General features: G+C 71.3%; 12 protein-coding genes. 5 read left to right on the forward strand and 7 right to left on the reverse strand.

The window, feature by feature from the left end; translation table 11 throughout:
* Positions 1-37: 37 nt before the first annotated feature.
* Entirely contained in the window at positions 38-721 is a 684-nt protein-coding gene (locus tag K1J60_RS33365; RefSeq protein WP_220649454.1) for a hypothetical protein, read from the reverse strand.
* 67 nt (positions 722-788) lie between these two features.
* Complete coding sequence (locus K1J60_RS33370) at positions 789-2,114, reverse strand: DUF2252 domain-containing protein (RefSeq protein ID WP_220649455.1); 1,326 nt, start codon at positions 2,112-2,114, stop codon at positions 789-791.
* A 215-nt stretch (positions 2,115-2,329) separates the two neighbouring features.
* Between K1J60_RS33370 and dnaE the strand changes: the two genes are divergently transcribed.
* The gene (gene dnaE, locus K1J60_RS33375; RefSeq protein WP_220649456.1) at positions 2,330-5,869 is read left to right on the forward strand and encodes a DNA polymerase III subunit alpha; all 3,540 of its coding nucleotides are present in this window, start codon (positions 2,330-2,332) and stop codon (positions 5,867-5,869) included.
* Between the two features lie 82 nt (positions 5,870-5,951).
* On the opposite strand, the gene K1J60_RS33380 is transcribed toward dnaE, so the two are convergent.
* Entirely contained in the window at positions 5,952-6,116 is a 165-nt protein-coding gene (locus K1J60_RS33380; RefSeq protein ID WP_086785843.1) for a hypothetical protein, read from the reverse strand.
* Positions 6,117-6,358: 242 nt separating this feature from the next.
* Between K1J60_RS33380 and K1J60_RS33385 the strand changes: the two genes are divergently transcribed.
* The 4 genes from K1J60_RS33385 (at position 6,359) to K1J60_RS33400 (ending at position 10,413) form a co-directional block, all read left to right on the forward strand.
* The gene (locus tag K1J60_RS33385) at positions 6,359-7,582 is read left to right on the forward strand and encodes an NYN domain-containing protein (protein ID WP_220649457.1); all 1,224 of its coding nucleotides are present in this window, start codon (positions 6,359-6,361) and stop codon (positions 7,580-7,582) included.
* A 168-nt stretch (positions 7,583-7,750) separates the two neighbouring features.
* The gene (locus tag K1J60_RS33390) at positions 7,751-8,776 is read left to right on the forward strand and encodes an ABC transporter ATP-binding protein (RefSeq protein ID WP_220649458.1); all 1,026 of its coding nucleotides are present in this window, start codon (positions 7,751-7,753) and stop codon (positions 8,774-8,776) included.
* Between the two features lie 70 nt (positions 8,777-8,846).
* Entirely contained in the window at positions 8,847-9,707 is an 861-nt protein-coding gene (locus K1J60_RS33395; protein WP_220649459.1) for an ABC transporter permease, read from the forward strand.
* A 34-nt stretch (positions 9,708-9,741) separates the two neighbouring features.
* Positions 9,742-10,413, forward strand: coding sequence for a DUF2567 domain-containing protein (locus K1J60_RS33400; protein WP_220649460.1), 672 nt, complete (start codon positions 9,742-9,744; stop codon positions 10,411-10,413).
* Positions 10,414-10,587: 174 nt separating this feature from the next.
* On the opposite strand, the gene ybaK is transcribed toward K1J60_RS33400, so the two are convergent.
* The 4 genes from ybaK to K1J60_RS33420 form a co-directional block, all read right to left on the reverse strand.
* Positions 10,588-11,088 carry a Cys-tRNA(Pro) deacylase gene (ybaK, locus tag K1J60_RS33405; protein ID WP_220649461.1) on the reverse strand — a complete coding sequence of 167 codons (501 nt, stop codon included), beginning with the start codon at positions 11,086-11,088 and terminating at the stop codon, positions 10,588-10,590.
* 17 nt (positions 11,089-11,105) lie between these two features.
* Positions 11,106-11,846, reverse strand: coding sequence for an LON peptidase substrate-binding domain-containing protein (locus tag K1J60_RS33410; protein WP_220649462.1), 741 nt, complete (start codon positions 11,844-11,846; stop codon positions 11,106-11,108).
* Between the two features lie 70 nt (positions 11,847-11,916).
* Positions 11,917-12,927, reverse strand: a complete 1,011-nt coding sequence (locus K1J60_RS33415; RefSeq protein WP_220649463.1) for a hypothetical protein — start codon at positions 12,925-12,927, stop codon at positions 11,917-11,919.
* Between the two features lie 170 nt (positions 12,928-13,097).
* A complete protein-coding gene (locus K1J60_RS33420) occupies positions 13,098-14,681 on the reverse strand; it encodes an oxidoreductase (protein ID WP_220649464.1) in 1,584 nt (527 codons plus the stop codon).
* Positions 14,682-14,761: the final 80 nt, after the last annotated feature.

Below are 14,761 nucleotides of genomic sequence, written 5' to 3' on the forward strand. Positions count from 1 at the left end.
AAGGTGTGACGGGGATGTGCTCGTGCTCAGAAGGCGGTCACGCGAACGTGACGGAGCACGGCGGTCCACGCCGTCCCAGGGAGTGGGCGAAGAGGAGGGTGCGGGCGGTGGCCGTACGGTGCGCGACGCGCCTCGGGCGCTGCTCCGCCGGGGCGGGCCGCACCAGGACGGAGGCGACCGCGATCAGCAGCGGCCGGAAGCCGGCGGCGACCGCGGCGTCCAGCAGTTGGCCCAGCGCCCGCTCACCCCGCCGCAGCCAGGCGGCGGCCAACAGCCCCACGCCGACGTGCGCGGCGAGCAGCAGCCAGGCGGTGGTCGGACCGGCGCCCGCCAGCAGTGCGGCCGCCCGCTCGGAGCCGCCGGTGACCCGCGCCAGCGGTGCGCCGACGCTGCCGCCGCACAGCACGTCCAGCCCGACCTGGCGCAGCGGACCCGTGACGGGGCCGCCCGCCTCGCCGTAGCAGGCGTGCTGCCCCGCGGTGAAGACCGTGTCGGCGGTCAGCTCCAGCGGGACCAGCACACCGGCGATGCGCCCGAAGCCGCGCTCGCGGCCGGCCAGGGCGTAGGCGACGAGGAAGACGGCGGCGGCGATCGCGGCGACGGTGGTCAGTGGGAGCGGGACCCCGGACAGCAGCACGTGCGACGCGGTGCCGAGCGTCACGACGACCGCCGTGAACAACGCCGCGCGTACGGCTCTGAGGTGGGTCCCGGATATGTCCATGGCGTTGGAGAGTCTCCCACGTACACCCGTAAGGGACCGCTAAAAGGCCCCTGTGGGTGACGTACGTCTACAGGCCGGGGATCCGGCCGTTGCGGAAGAGGTCGACGAAGATCTGGTGGTCCGCACGCGCGCGTGCCCCGTACGCGTGCGCGAAGTCCACCAGGAGGGGTGCGAAGCCCTCCTCGTCGGCCGCGATCGCCGCGTCGATGGCCCGCTCCGTGGAGAACGGCACCAGGGACTGCCCGGTCAGGTCGTCCGCCGCCGCGTGCATCGTGGCCGTGGCCCGGCCGAGGTCGGCGACGACCGCCGCGATCTCCTCCGGGTCGTCGATGTCGCTCCAGTCCAGGTCCACCGCGTACGGCGACACCTCGGCGACCAGCTGTCCGGCGCCGTCCAGCTCGGTCCAGCCCAGCCACGGGTCCGCGTGCGCCTGCAGAGCGCGCTGGGAGATCACCGTGCGGTGGCCCTCGTGCTCGAAGTAGTCACGGATCCGTTCGTCGGTGATGTGCCGGGAGACGGCCGGGGTCTGGGCCTGCTTGATGTAGATCACGACGTCGTTCTCCAGGGCGTCGCTCTGCCCCTCCAGCAGGATGTTGTACGACGGCAGCCCCGCCGAGCCGATCCCGATGCCCCGGCGGCCGACGACGTCCTTCACCCGGTAGGAGTCCGGGCGGGTCAGGGACGACTCCGGCAGCGTCTCCAGATAGCCGTCGAAGGCTGCCAGCACCTTGTAGCGCGTGGCCGCGTCCAGCTCGATGGAGCCGCCGCCCGGCGCGAAGCGGCGCTCGAAGTCACGGATCTCCGTCATCGAGTCCAGGAGGCCGAAGCGGGTCAGCGACCGGGCGTCGCGCAGCGCGTCCAGCAGCGGGCCCTGGGCGGTGTCCAGGGTGAACGGGGGAACCTCGTCCCGCTTGGCGCCGGTCGCTATGGCGTGGATCCGCTCGCGGTAGGCGGCCGCGTAGATCTCCACCAGCTCCGTGATCTGCTCGTCGCTGAGCGCCTTCGCGTACCCGATGAGCGCCACGGAGGCGGCGAAGCGCTTCAGGTCCCAGGTGAAGGGGGCGACGTACGCCTCGTCGAAGTCGTTCACGTTGAAGATGAGACGGCCCGTGGAGTCCATGTAGGTGCCGAAGTTCTCCGCGTGCAGGTCGCCGTGGATCCACACCCGCGAGGTGCGCTCGTCCAGGTACGGACCGGCTGCCTTCTCCTCGTCCAGGTCCCTGTAGAACAGGCAGGCCGTGCCCCGGTAGAACGCGAACGCCGAGGCCGCCATCTTCCGGAACTTCACGCGGAACGCGGCCGGGTCGGCGGCCAGGAGCCGGCCGAAGGCGGTGTCGAAGACGGCGAGGATCTCCTCACCGCGTCGCTCGTCGTTGAGCTGCGGAACCGACATCGCTGGGTGCCTCCTGGTGGATCACGGGTGGGTCGACCTCTCAACGTGCGAGCGCGCACGGGAGTGCCCACGACTCCTCCCCGAAAGGTACGGGGGAGGAGCCTCGCCGTGTCACTGCCGAGGCATAGACTTCGACGCTGTCCCCCAGACTGTCCGCAGCCCGTGGGGAAGTCGTTCACGCCTGTTGTCCCTGTGTCCCCCTGGAGGCCGAAGCCGTGTCAAAGCCGCCGTTCACGCACCTGCACGTCCACACCCAGTACTCGCTGTTGGACGGTGCCGCGCGGCTCAAGGACATGTTCAACGCGTGCAACGAGATGGGCATGACCCATATCGCCATGTCCGACCACGGCAACCTCCACGGGGCCTACGACTTCTTCCACACCGCGAAGAAGGCCGGCGTCACCCCGATCATCGGCATCGAGGCGTACGTCGCGCCCGAGTCCCGCCGCAACAAGCGCAAGATCCAGTGGGGCCAGCCGCACCAGAAGCGGGACGACGTGTCCGGTTCGGGTGGTTACACGCACAAGACGATCTGGGCGGCGAACAAGACGGGCCTGCACAACCTCTTCAAGCTCTCCTCGGACGCGTACGCCGAGGGCTGGCTCCAGAAGTGGCCCCGGATGGACAAGGAGACCATCTCCCAGTGGTCCGAGGGGCTCATCGCCTCCACCGGCTGCCCCTCCGGCGAGCTGCAGACCCGGTTGCGCCTCGGCCAGTTCGACGAGGCCCTGAAGTCCGCCGCCGAGTACCAGGACATCTTCGGCAAGGACCGGTACTTCCTGGAGCTGATGGACCACGGCATCGAGATCGAGCACCGGGTCCGCGACGGCCTCCTGGAGATCGGCAAGAAGCTCGGCATCCCGCCCCTGGTCACCAACGACTCGCACTACACGTACGCGCACGAGGCGACCGCGCACGACGCGCTGCTGTGCATCCAGACCGGCAAGAACCTCTCCGACCCGGACCGCTTCAAGTTCGACGGCACCGGCTACTACCTGAAGTCCACGGACGAGATGTACGCCATCGACTCCTCGGACGCCTGGCAGGAAGGCTGCGCCAACACCCTGCTGGTGGCCGAGCAGATCGACACCAGCGGCATGTTCGAGGCGAAGAACCTGATGCCGAAGTTCGACATCCCCGAGGGGTACACGGAGGTCAGCTGGTTCCGCGAGGAGACCATGCGCGGCATGCACCGCCGCTTCCCGGACGGCATCCCGGACGACCGCATGAAGCAGGTCGAGTACGAGATGGACACCATCATCTCGATGGGTTTCCCGGGCTACTTCCTCGTGGTCGCCGACTTCATCATGTGGGCCAAGAAGCAGGGCATCGCGGTCGGCCCCGGACGGGGTTCCGCGGCCGGCTCGATCGTCGCGTACGCCATGGGCATCACCGACCTGGACCCGATCCCGCACGGCCTGATCTTCGAGCGGTTCCTCAACCCCGAGCGCATCTCCATGCCCGATGTCGACATCGACTTCGACGAGCGCAGGCGCGTCGAGGTGATCCGGTACGTGACGGAGAAGTACGGCGCCGACAAGGTCGCCATGATCGGCACCTACGGCAAGATCAAGGCGAAGAACGCCATCAAGGACTCCGCGCGCGTGCTGGGCTACCCGTACGCGATGGGTGACCGGCTCACCAAGGCCATGCCCGCCGACGTCCTCGGCAAGGGCATCGACCTCAACGGCATCACCGACCCCTCCCACCCGCGCTACAGCGAGGCGGGCGAGATCCGGTCGATGTACGAGAACGAACCGGACGTGAAGAAGGTCATCGACACCGCCAAGGGCGTCGAGGGCCTGGTCCGGCAGATGGGTGTGCACGCGGCCGGCGTGATCATGTCCAGCGAGCCCATCGTCGACCACGCCCCGATCTGGGTGCGGCACACCGACGGCGTGACCATCACCCAGTGGGACTACCCGCAGTGCGAGTCGCTCGGCCTGCTGAAGATGGACTTCCTCGGCCTGCGCAACCTCACGATCATGGACGACGCCATCAAGATGGTGAAGGCCAACAAGGGCGTCGACCTGGAGATGCTCGCCCTCCCGCTGGACGACCCCAAGACCTTCGAACTGCTCTGCCGCGGCGACACGCTCGGCGTCTTCCAGTTCGACGGCGGCCCGATGCGCTCCCTGCTCCGCCAGATGCAGCCCGACAACTTCGAGGACATCTCCGCCGTCTCGGCCCTGTACCGGCCGGGCCCGATGGGCATGAACTCGCACATCAACTACGCCGAGCGCAAGAACGGCCGCCAGGAGATCACGCCGATCCACAAGGAGCTGGAGGAGCCGCTCGAAGAGGTCCTCGCGGTCACCTACGGCCTGATCGTCTACCAGGAGCAGGTGCAGAAGGCGGCGCAGATCATCGCCGGTTACTCGCTCGGCGAGGCCGACATCCTCCGCCGCGTGATGGGCAAGAAGAAGCCCGAGGAACTGGCGAAGAACTTCACCATCTTCCAGGCCGGCGCCAAGAAGAACGGCTACAGCGACGAGGCCATCCAGGCCCTGTGGGACGTGCTGGTCCCGTTCGCCGGCTACGCCTTCAACAAGGCCCACTCCGCCGCGTACGGCCTGGTCTCCTACTGGACGGCGTACCTCAAGGCCAACTACCCGGCCGAGTACATGGCCGCGCTGCTCACCTCGGTCAAGGACGACAAGGACAAGTCGGCGGTCTACCTCAACGAGTGCCGCCGCATGCGCATCAAGGTGCTCCCGCCGAACGTCAACGAGTCCGAGCAGAACTTCGCCGCCCAGGGCGACGACGTGATCCTCTTCGGCCTCTCCGCCGTCCGTAACGTCGGTACGAACGTGGTGGAGTCGATCATCCGCAGCCGCAAGGCCAAGGGGAAGTACGCCTCCTTCCCGGACTACCTCGACAAGGTCGAGGCGGTCGCCTGCAACAAGCGGACCACGGAGTCGCTGATCAAGGCGGGCGCCTTCGACTCCATGGGGCACACCCGCAAGGGCCTCACCGCGCACTTCGACCCGATGATCGACAACGTGGTCGCCGTCAAGCGCAAGGAGGCCGAGGGCCAGTTCGACCTCTTCGGCGGCATGGGCGAGGACGACAGCAGCGAGCCGGGCTTCGGGCTCGACGTGGAGTTCACCACGGAGGAGTGGGACAAGACCTATCTGCTCGCCCAGGAGCGGGAGATGCTCGGTCTCTACGTCTCCGACCACCCCCTCTTCGGCCTGGAGCACGTGCTCTCGGACAAGGCCGACGCGGGCATCGCCCAGCTCACCGGCGGCGAGCACGCGGACGGCGCGGTCGTCACCATCGGCGGCATCATCTCGGGCCTCCAGCGCAAGATGACCAAGCAGGGCAACGCCTGGGCCATCGCCACCGTCGAGGACCTCGCCGGCTCCATCGAGTGCATGTTCTTCCCGGCGACCTACCAGCTCGTCTCGACCCAACTCGTCGAGGACGCGGTCGTGTTCGTCAAGGGACGCCTGGACAAGCGCGAGGACGTGCCGAGGCTCGTCGCGATGGAGATGCAGGTCCCCGACCTGTCGAACGCGGGCACCAACGCGCCGGTGATCCTCACCATCCCCGCCACTCGGGTCACCCCGCCCATGGTCAGCCGGCTCGGCGAGATCCTCACCCACCACAAGGGCGACAGCGAGGTCCGGATCAGGCTCCAGGGGCCGACCAAGACGACCGTGCTCCGCCTCGACCGGCACCGCGTCAAGCCCGACCCGGCCCTGTTCGGCGACCTGAAGGTACTGCTCGGACCGTCCTGCCTGGCCGGCTGAGCCGACGAAGTGCGAGGGGCGCGTCCGGTGTTCGGACGCGCCCCTCGGTGTACCTGGGCTGCAACAGCCCTCCGCGCGGATGTCAGTTGTGACCGAAGCGCTTCTGCCGTCCCTTGCGAGCCATGTCGCCGGGTGTCACCTGGGTCGCGCGCTGCTCGGCCTGCGACTCCAGCGAGGACTGCTGGGCCTGCTGCTGACCACGCTCGGACTGCGGCTGCTTACGGTCCTGTTTCTTGTTCTTGGCCATGGTGATCTGCCTCCTGTGGGGGATCTAGGGGCCAGGGCCGCGACCAGACTCACATAGCATGAGAAGGCACGCATTTCGGAAAATCACCGTCCGTGACGAGAGTTGTCGGACCGTGGGCCGCCGCCACGGGGGCACGCCCGGATACGCCACGCCGAAGATCGAGTTCCGGCCGTTAACCTCCGCGCGGTCGGGCAGACTCGAAGGAAGCCCGAAGCAAACCTCCCGGAAAGAGGGTGGATCGCGTGGACCGCTGCATCGTCCTGGTGGACGCCGGGTATCTGCTCGGCGCGGCCGCCAGCCTCCTCGCCGGGGAACCCTCCCGCTCCCGCATCACCGTCGATCACGCCGCCCTCATCCAGGGGCTGCGCGAGCGCGCCGAGGCCGACACCGAACGGCCGTTGCTGCGCATCTACTGGTTCGACGGTGCCCCCGACCGGGTCCCGCAGCCCGAGCACCGCCGGCTGCGCGTGATGCCCCGGGTGACCGTCCGGCTGGGCGCGCTGACCCGTAGCGACGGGCGCTGGGCGCAGAAGGGCGTGGACGCCGCCATGCACGCCGAACTGACCGAACTGGCCCGCAACCGCGCCTGCTCCGACGTGGTCCTCGTGACCGGCGACGGGGATCTGCTGCCGGGCATGATGGCCGCCAAGGAGCACGGCGTCGCCGTACACCTGTGGGCGGTGCAGGCGGCCGACGGCGACTACAACCAGTCCGAGGACCTGGTGGCCGAGGCCGACGAGCGGCGGGTGCTCGACCGGATGTGGATCACCAAGGCCGTGCGCGCCAAGGACATCGGCGGGATCTGCGCGCCCCAGCGGGTGCCGCGGCCGGAGATCGCCGCGATCCTGTCGGCGCCGCTGCCCGAGTCGGCGCTCGCTGCGGCGGCCGAACGGGCCCCCGGAGAGCCCGAGCACGCGTCGGTGGCCGACGCCTCGCGCAACGGGAGCGAGGAACGGGCGGCCGCGCCCAAGGGCGTACCGACGCCCAAGGACCTGGCGGCGATGCGCGGGCCCGGAGCGCACGCCGTGCAGCATCCGGCCACCGCCACGCTCCGGTGGTCCTCCGACAAGGGCTGGGTGGACCGGCCCGGGGGCGCCGCGGAGCCGCCGGAGGCCGCGGCGATGCCGACACTGGCGCAGCTGACGACGGCGGAGCAGCGGTGGGCCGACCGGGAGGAGGACATCACGACCGTGGGGGGCGATCCCTTCGAGGTCGGGCAGGTGTTCGCCCGGCGGTGGATGGCCCGGCTGACCGACCAGTCGCACCTGCAGAAACTGTCGGGGATGTATCCCCGGGTGCCGCATCGGGTGGACGGGGAGTTGCTGCGGTACGCCGCGCGGTTCGGGTTGCTGGCGCACAAGGACGACCAGATCGACGAGCACGACCGGTACGCGATCAGGGCCGGGTTCTGGCGGGAGATCGATGTGCGTACGGGGGTCGAGCACGCGCCGGCGGGGGAGCGTTAGGGACCCCGTGTAGCTCGGGGGTGCCTGTTCGTGGGCGGCTGCAGGTGGATTGTGGCTGGTCGCGCCCACGCGGCGGAGCCGCATGTGTGACAGCCCCGCGCCCCTTCAGGGCGCGGCTGGGTGACCCGGAAGGAAATCGGCACCCATGACCCCGTAGGCTCGTCCCTCGTGAGTACGCGTACGGCACAGGCGGTCCGGCATGGTGAGGATGTCGTGTGTGCTGTGCGGGGCCTCACCAAGACGTATCCGGCGACCCGGGGACGGCGCGGGACGCCGGGGACCCCCGAGGTGCGGGCCAACGACGCGGTGGCGCTGGAGGTCCGGCGCGGGGAGATCTTCGGGCTGCTCGGACCCAACGGGGCGGGCAAGACCACGCTCGTACGGCAGCTGACCGGGCTGATGCGGCCCGATGACGGCACCGTCGAGATCCTGGGCCACGACATCGTGCGGCACCCGGAGCGGGCCTCGCGGATCCTCGCCTATCTGGGACAGGAGTCGACCGCCCTGGACGAGCTCACCGTGGCGCTCGCCGCGGAGACCACCGGACGGCTGCGCGGGCTGGATGTACGGCGGGCGCGCGCCGAGCGGGACGCGGTGCTGGAGGAACTGGGGCTGACCGGGCTCGCCGCGCGGCCGCTGAAGAAGCTGTCCGGCGGGCAGCGGCGGCTCGCCTGTTTCGCCACCGCCCTCGTCGGGGAGCGTCCGCTGCTCGTGCTCGACGAGCCGACCAGCGGTATGGACCCGGTGGCCCGGCGCGCCGTGTGGGCCGCCGTCGACCGGCGGCGCGCCGAGTCCGGCACCACCGTCCTGCTGGTCACCCACAACGTCATCGAGGCCGAGACCGTGCTCGACCGGGTCGCCGTCCTCGACCAGGGCCGGGTCATCGCCTGCGACTCGCCGACCGGGCTGAAGGAGCAGGTCGCGGGCGAAGTGCGGGTCGAACTGGTGTGGCGGGAGAAGGCCCCGCTGGACGTCCCCGAGGTCGTGGCGCTGCGCCCGCGCGCCGTGGAGTCCGGGCGCCGTTGGACCCTCCGGCTCGCGCCCGAGGAGGCGCGTGCCGTGGTGGCCACCGTGACCGGGGGCGCGGCCTTCGTGGCGCTCGACGACTTCACCCTCGCCACGCCGAGCCTGGAGGACGTCTATCTGGCGCTCGGCGGCAGCGCGGGCAGCGCCCAGGGACTGGTCAAGCAGTGAGGGACGCGGGCGTGAGCCGGAGAGCAGTCGGTGCGAAGGTGAACGACAGGGCTGCCGCAGCCGTACGAAAATGGGCGACAGCCGAAGCGAAGAGGAGCAGCTCGACGTGAGTGTCGTACCCGCCGAGATCCTGCCGGGCAAGGCCCTGGCCGTGGAGGAGCGCGTGGAGCGCCGAGCCGCCGAGCTCGGGCCCCGCGCGCGCCTGTGGCCGTCGCTCTGCGCGGTGTACCGGGCGCAGCTGTCCCGGGCGCGGGTCGCGCGGATCCCGCTGCTGTTCGTGGCCACCTTCCAGTCGATCGGGATCATGGTCCTGATGCGCGGTGTGGTGGACGGCGGGGCCGAGGCGCACGCCGTGGTCGCCGGTTCGGCGGTGCTCGTCGTCGCCTTCGTCGCGCTGAACCTGCTGGCCCAGTACTTCGGGCAGCTGCGCTCCAACGGCGGGCTCGACCACTACGCGACCCTGCCGGTGCCGCCGGCGGCCGTGGTACTGGGCGCGGCGGGGGCGTACGCCTCCTTCACCGTGCCGGGGACCGTCGTGACCGCCGTCTTCGGCTGTGTGCTCTTCGGGCTGCCGCTGACCCACCTCTGGGTGCTCGCCGCCGTGATCCCGCTCGCCGGGGCCGCCCTCGCCGGCCTGGGCGCCGCGCTGGGGCTGCTCGCCCCGCGCCCGGAACTCGCCACCGTCCTCGGACAGCTCGGCATGTCGGCGGCGCTGCTGCTGGGCGTGCTGCCCGCCGACCGGATGCCGGGCTTCGTCCAGTTCGCCAGGGACCTGCTGCCGTCGACGTACGGCGTGGAGGCCTTCGCGCGGACCTTCGGGCCGAACCCCGACTGGGCGTTCGTGCTCGGGGACCTCGCCGTGTGCGCGGGGGTCGGGGTGGTCTCGCTCGCCGTCGCCACCTGGGCCTACCGGCGGGCCGCCGTCCGGTGACGCGGCGCGCGGCCGGGCCTGGCACGATGGCAGGGTGACCGCACCGTTGACTCCTCCACCGCCGCCGCACGACCAGTCCCCGAACGACCCCTGGGCTCCGCCGCCCACCAGCGGTGGGGGCGGGGCGGAACCCTGGTACGGGCCGGAGAAGCCGACCGGCCCCGGTCTGAGGACCGAGTTGATCGAGGCCGCCGTCGTCACCGTGGTCACGGCGCTGCTCGGTGGCGCGCTGCTGGGCGTCCTGTGGTGGTGGCTCGCGCCGCACGTACCGCTCGTCTCCGACGGGTCGGCGGTCTACTTCAAGGACACCGAGGGCGAGCAGGCCGTGGGTGTCGACGGAACGTTCACGCTGCTGGCCCTGGGCGCCGGGGCGCTGAGCGCGCTCGTCGTGTTCCTGTTGCGCCGGCGTGGCGGGGTGCCGCTGGTCGTGGCGCTCATGGTCGGCGGGCTGCTCGGGGCCGTGCTGGCGTGGCGGCTCGGGGTGTGGCTCGGGCCCGGGACCGATGTCGCCGCGCGGGCCGAGGAGGCCGGGCAGGGGGTGACGTTCTCGGCGCCGCTGAAGCTCGCGGCGAAGGGTGCGCTGCTGGCGTGGCCGCTCGCAGCGCTGCTGGTCCACCTCGGGCTGACGGCGTTGTTCGGTCCGCGCGACCCCGAGCCGTTCGAGCCCGAGCCGGAGAAGGACGGCTACGGCGCGCCGGTCGTGTGACGTTGCCGGGCGCCTCGTAGCTCCGGGGGTTCGGGTGCTGCAGGCCCGCAAGGCGACGGGGACCGCGGGCTGAAAAGCACGGGACGCAGCCCCTGCTTTTCAGGGGCGCGGAGAACTGCGCGAGAAGCCCCGCCGGGCCGCAGTCGAAACGCGCCGCCCCCCCGGCCCGGAGGGTCACGCGCGGGCGATCGGCGCCGACACCGCCTCCGTGAGCTTCGCGAGGTCCCCCGGGGACAGCTCGACCTCCAGGCCCCGCCGCCCGGCCGACACGCAGATCGTGGCGTGCGCGTCCGCCGACGCGTCCAGCACCGTGCGGAGCCTCTTGCGCTGGCCGAGGGGGGAGATACCGCCACGGACATAGCCCGTCGTGCGCTCCGCGAGCGTGGGATCGGCCATCGCCGCCCGCTTGCCGCCGACCGCCGTCGCCAGCGACTTCAGATCCAGCGAGCCCGCCACCGGCACGACCGCCACCACGAGGGCGCCGTCGACGTCCGCGACCAGCGTCTTGAAGACCCGCTCGGGCGACACGCCCATCGCCTCGGCCGCCTCCTCGCCGTAGGAGGGATGCGCCGGATCGTGCTCGTAGGCGTGCACGGTGAACTCCACGCCCGCCGCCGTCAGGGCCACCGTCGCGGGCGTGCCACCCGCCCGCTGCTTCTTCGACTTCTTCGCCATCGGCCTTCTCGTGTACGTCAGTTGAGGCTCGTCGGACTCCGCGTCAGCTCCGACGCGGGCAACGACGGCAGACTACGGATGATCGCGGACTCGGCGCGCAGGAGTTTCAGCTCGTCACGCAGCCGGGACGCCGTGTCGGGGGCCTGGAGGAGCCGCTGCTTGGCGGGCGTGTCGAGCATCATCGCCGCGGCGACCAGGTACGAGACGACGGCCGGCTCGTCGGGCAGGTCGGCACCCGTCGACAGTGAGCGCTCCCGGGCGCCCGCGAGCCGCTTCTGGTACTGGCGGAACGCCCGCAGGACACCCTCGGCGAGCGCGCCCGCCTCGTCGCCCGCGTCCTCCGGCAACTCCTCCAGGTCCGCCACCAGGAACGGACCCGTGGCGTCCACCGAGAGCAGGCGCACGCGGGTGGTACCGGTCGCGAGGACCTCGTACGTGCCGTTGTCGCGCTCCCGGATGGTGGCCGCGTCCGCGATACAGCCCACGGAGTGGAACGCCTTGGTCGGTTCCTCGCCGAAGCCCGCCGTGGGGCCCCGGTCGGGCAGCGCGGTCGGATCGGGCATGCCCGGGGCGCTCGGCGCGACCTCGTGGCCGTCGCGGATGGCGACCACGGCGAAGCGGCGGGGTTGGTCCTCGGGGGTCTTCAGCAACTCGCGCATCATGGCGCGATAGCGCTCCTCGAAGATGTTCAGAGGTAGCACGAGCCCCGGGTACAACACCGAGTTCAGGGGGAAGAGCGGCAGCCGGACGGTGGTCACGAGGCCAGAGCCTAATGGTCGCCGGGGCGGGCGCGTTCGTCCGTACTCGTTTGGTGACCTCCCGCCGGAGCTATCCTTCGGCCCGCCCCGGCCTCCGCGGCCGCGCGCGCAGCGGGATCGAGCACGCCACCTCCAGCCGCACGCCGTCCCGCAACTGGAGGAACTGGCCCAGCGGATCGTCCGACACCCGGTCCCAGGGGAAGGACGTGGCGTACGGGCCGATCATGCGCAGCTGGGCCAGGGCGTCGGACCAGCGTTCCAGCCGGACCAGGACGTAGGTCAGCAGGTTGCGGACCTCGGCCGGCCACGGATCGCCGGGCCCGTACTCGGCGGAGAGCGCGATCGCTCCGTCAGCCGCCCGGTCCAGGCGGGCGCGCGGGATCGTGGCTCCGCCGCCGTCGGCGAGGTACGCGAAGGCCGCCCGCACCGGCAGGGCCCGGACGAGGGACCCGGGGAGCGCGTCCTCGGCGGCCCGCTCGGCGAAGTCGAAGCACTCGCGGTGCGAGCCGTACCACGCGGCGGACAGGTACTTCAGGGCCGAGACATGACAGCCGTAGTGGTGCGGGGAGCGGCGGACCGCCTCCGTCCACAGCTGCTCGAAGCCGGTGTGACCGAGCCCCGTGCCCCGGGCGTGGTCGAGGGCGATCCGCCAGGGCACCGGATCGCGGGGCTCGCCCTCGGCCGCCGCCGTGATCAACGGGCCGGCCTCGCGCAGCAGTTCGGCCCGGGCGGGGGAGCGCCAGCCGCGGGCCACCGCCAGTTCGGCCCTGATCAGCAGGACGTCCGGGTCGTGCGGTGCGGCCCGGTGCCAGGTCCGCAGCCACTCGTCGCGCGCGTGGGCGAACGCGGCGAGCCGTAGCGCGTACCGGTCGCGGTTCTCCCACTCGGCGGCCTCCCGGGTGGTCGCCAGCAGCTTCGCCACGGGAGTGTGGTCACCGCGGCCGGCCGCCACCAGCGCGGGCCCGAGCCGCTCGTCGGGGGCGTCGAGCAGCACCTCGTCGTCGGCGGGCAGCCCCGCGGCGAGCCGTGAGGTGTGGCGTGCCATCCGGGCCGTACGGATGAGCGCACGCAGCGGATCCATGGCGCCTGGCCCCCCTTTGCGCCTTGCCCGGTGCCGCTCCCGCGGTCCGGGTGCTCACCGTCGTGGTTTCGCGAGTTGATGTTCCGGTACGAAGACGGAGAGAGAGCGAGTCAGGTTGTCTGCTTCGGAGATCAGGTCGAAATCGCCGGTCGACTTCCGAGCGGAATCGGTCAGTTCCTGCTCAAGAGGCGGGTGGCGCCCGCCGCCACCGTCGTCGCCAGGATCCAGCCCAGGATGATGACCACCGCCGCCAGCCACTGCCAGCCGCCCCGCAGCTGCCAGTAGCCGACCTGGCCGAGGTCGATGACCGGCAACAGCAGGTCCAGGGCGAACAGGGACGGGTCCCAGTGCGGATGCTCGCCGCTCTTCATCGGCGGATGGTCGGCGTGCGAGAAGGCGTACGAGGTCAACGCCCACAGCAACGCCATCCACACCGCGGCCCGGCCCGGCCGGTACCCGTACGCGACCGTCCAGTCCTGCGCGTACCCCCAGAGCTTGGCCGCGAGCGGCAGGTTCTCCCGCCGGTGGCGCTGCTTGGCGAGGAGCACCTCGCGGGCGCCCTCGTCGTCCCCGCCGGCCCGCAGCACGGTCGCCAGCCGCTCGTACGGCTCCGGGCTGTACTCGGCGGTCGCGGCCGCCACCCACTCCAACCTCCTGGCCAGCGGAAACCGGTCGCGCGGCACCAGGGTCTCGTACTGGAAGCCGCCCATGTGGAGGTTGCCGGGCCCGGGCCAGCTGCCCGAGTTGTCGATCAGGACGCCGACGCGGGCCCCCGACAGGACGACCTTGCCGCGCTCGGGTCTCTCCCCGAGGAACCGCAGCTCGGGCACCTGCACGCGGCGCAGCGACAGCTCCTGTTCGTCCGTGAAGGTGAACCGGGCCCGCTCCAGGTCGACGGAGTCCCCGAACCGCCCGTCGTCCAGCCGGATCCCGCCCTGGCACTCGAAGCGCTGCACACGGGTCCCGCGCGCGGGTGTGCTGCCGCTGGTGTGCAGCGGATTGCCGATGCCGGCCGGGGTCAGGTACAGGGTGCGCTCGACGGTCAACTGCGGCGCGTTCAGCGCGAGGCGGCCGTAGGGGTTGGCGAGTCGGCTGCCGCGCAGGCTGAGCGAGGCGCCGACCGTCGCGCCGCGCAGACTCAGCTCGCCGTGCGACTCCAGCATCTCGGCCTGGACGTCCTGGGCGACGGTCAGCCCGTCGGCGGAGAGCGAGCGGCCGTGCCGGTCGCGGTAGACGACCGCCTGGTTGAGCAGCAGATCGGTGCCGATCTGGGCGTCCGCCAGCCGCACCCCGTTGTGGAACCGGCAGCGCGGCAGATGCAGATCGCCCTCCGTGTGCAGCCGGGCGGCCTCCAGCCGGGGCACCGAGCAGTCCACCAGCCGCAAGGTCGTGAACCGGGCCTCCGGCAGCAGGATCTCCTTCTCGAACCGGCAGCCCTTCATCTCCACGTACGGCACCACCTGGCCGCCCGCGAGCTCCAGGACGCCCTTGATCTGGACGCCGACCAGCTTCAGCGCGGACACCCGGCCGGCCAGCGCGGGCGGTCCGTCCAGCAGCAGCCAGGCCACGATCCGGGCCCGCACGGTCCGCTCGGGGCCCCAGGGGTGGCCGCCGTGCGGATCGTCCACGGCGACGTCCCCGTCCCGCAGGTCGTACACACTGCCGTTGCGGAAGGCCTGCCACATGCCCGCTTCGGCGGCGGTCAGGTCGTCCGGCAGTTCCCCGTCGTCCCGGATGCCGGGCCCCTCGCTCACGACTCTTCCTTCCCCCGTCCTCGGCATTCACGTGTATCGCGCAACTGTTTACGCTGGTGATGCCCGCTGAGTGACGGCCT

Origin of the sequence: Streptomyces akebiae (assembly GCF_019599145.1) — a bacterium.
GTDB classification, from domain to species: Bacteria; Actinomycetota; Actinomycetes; order Streptomycetales; family Streptomycetaceae; genus Streptomyces; species Streptomyces akebiae.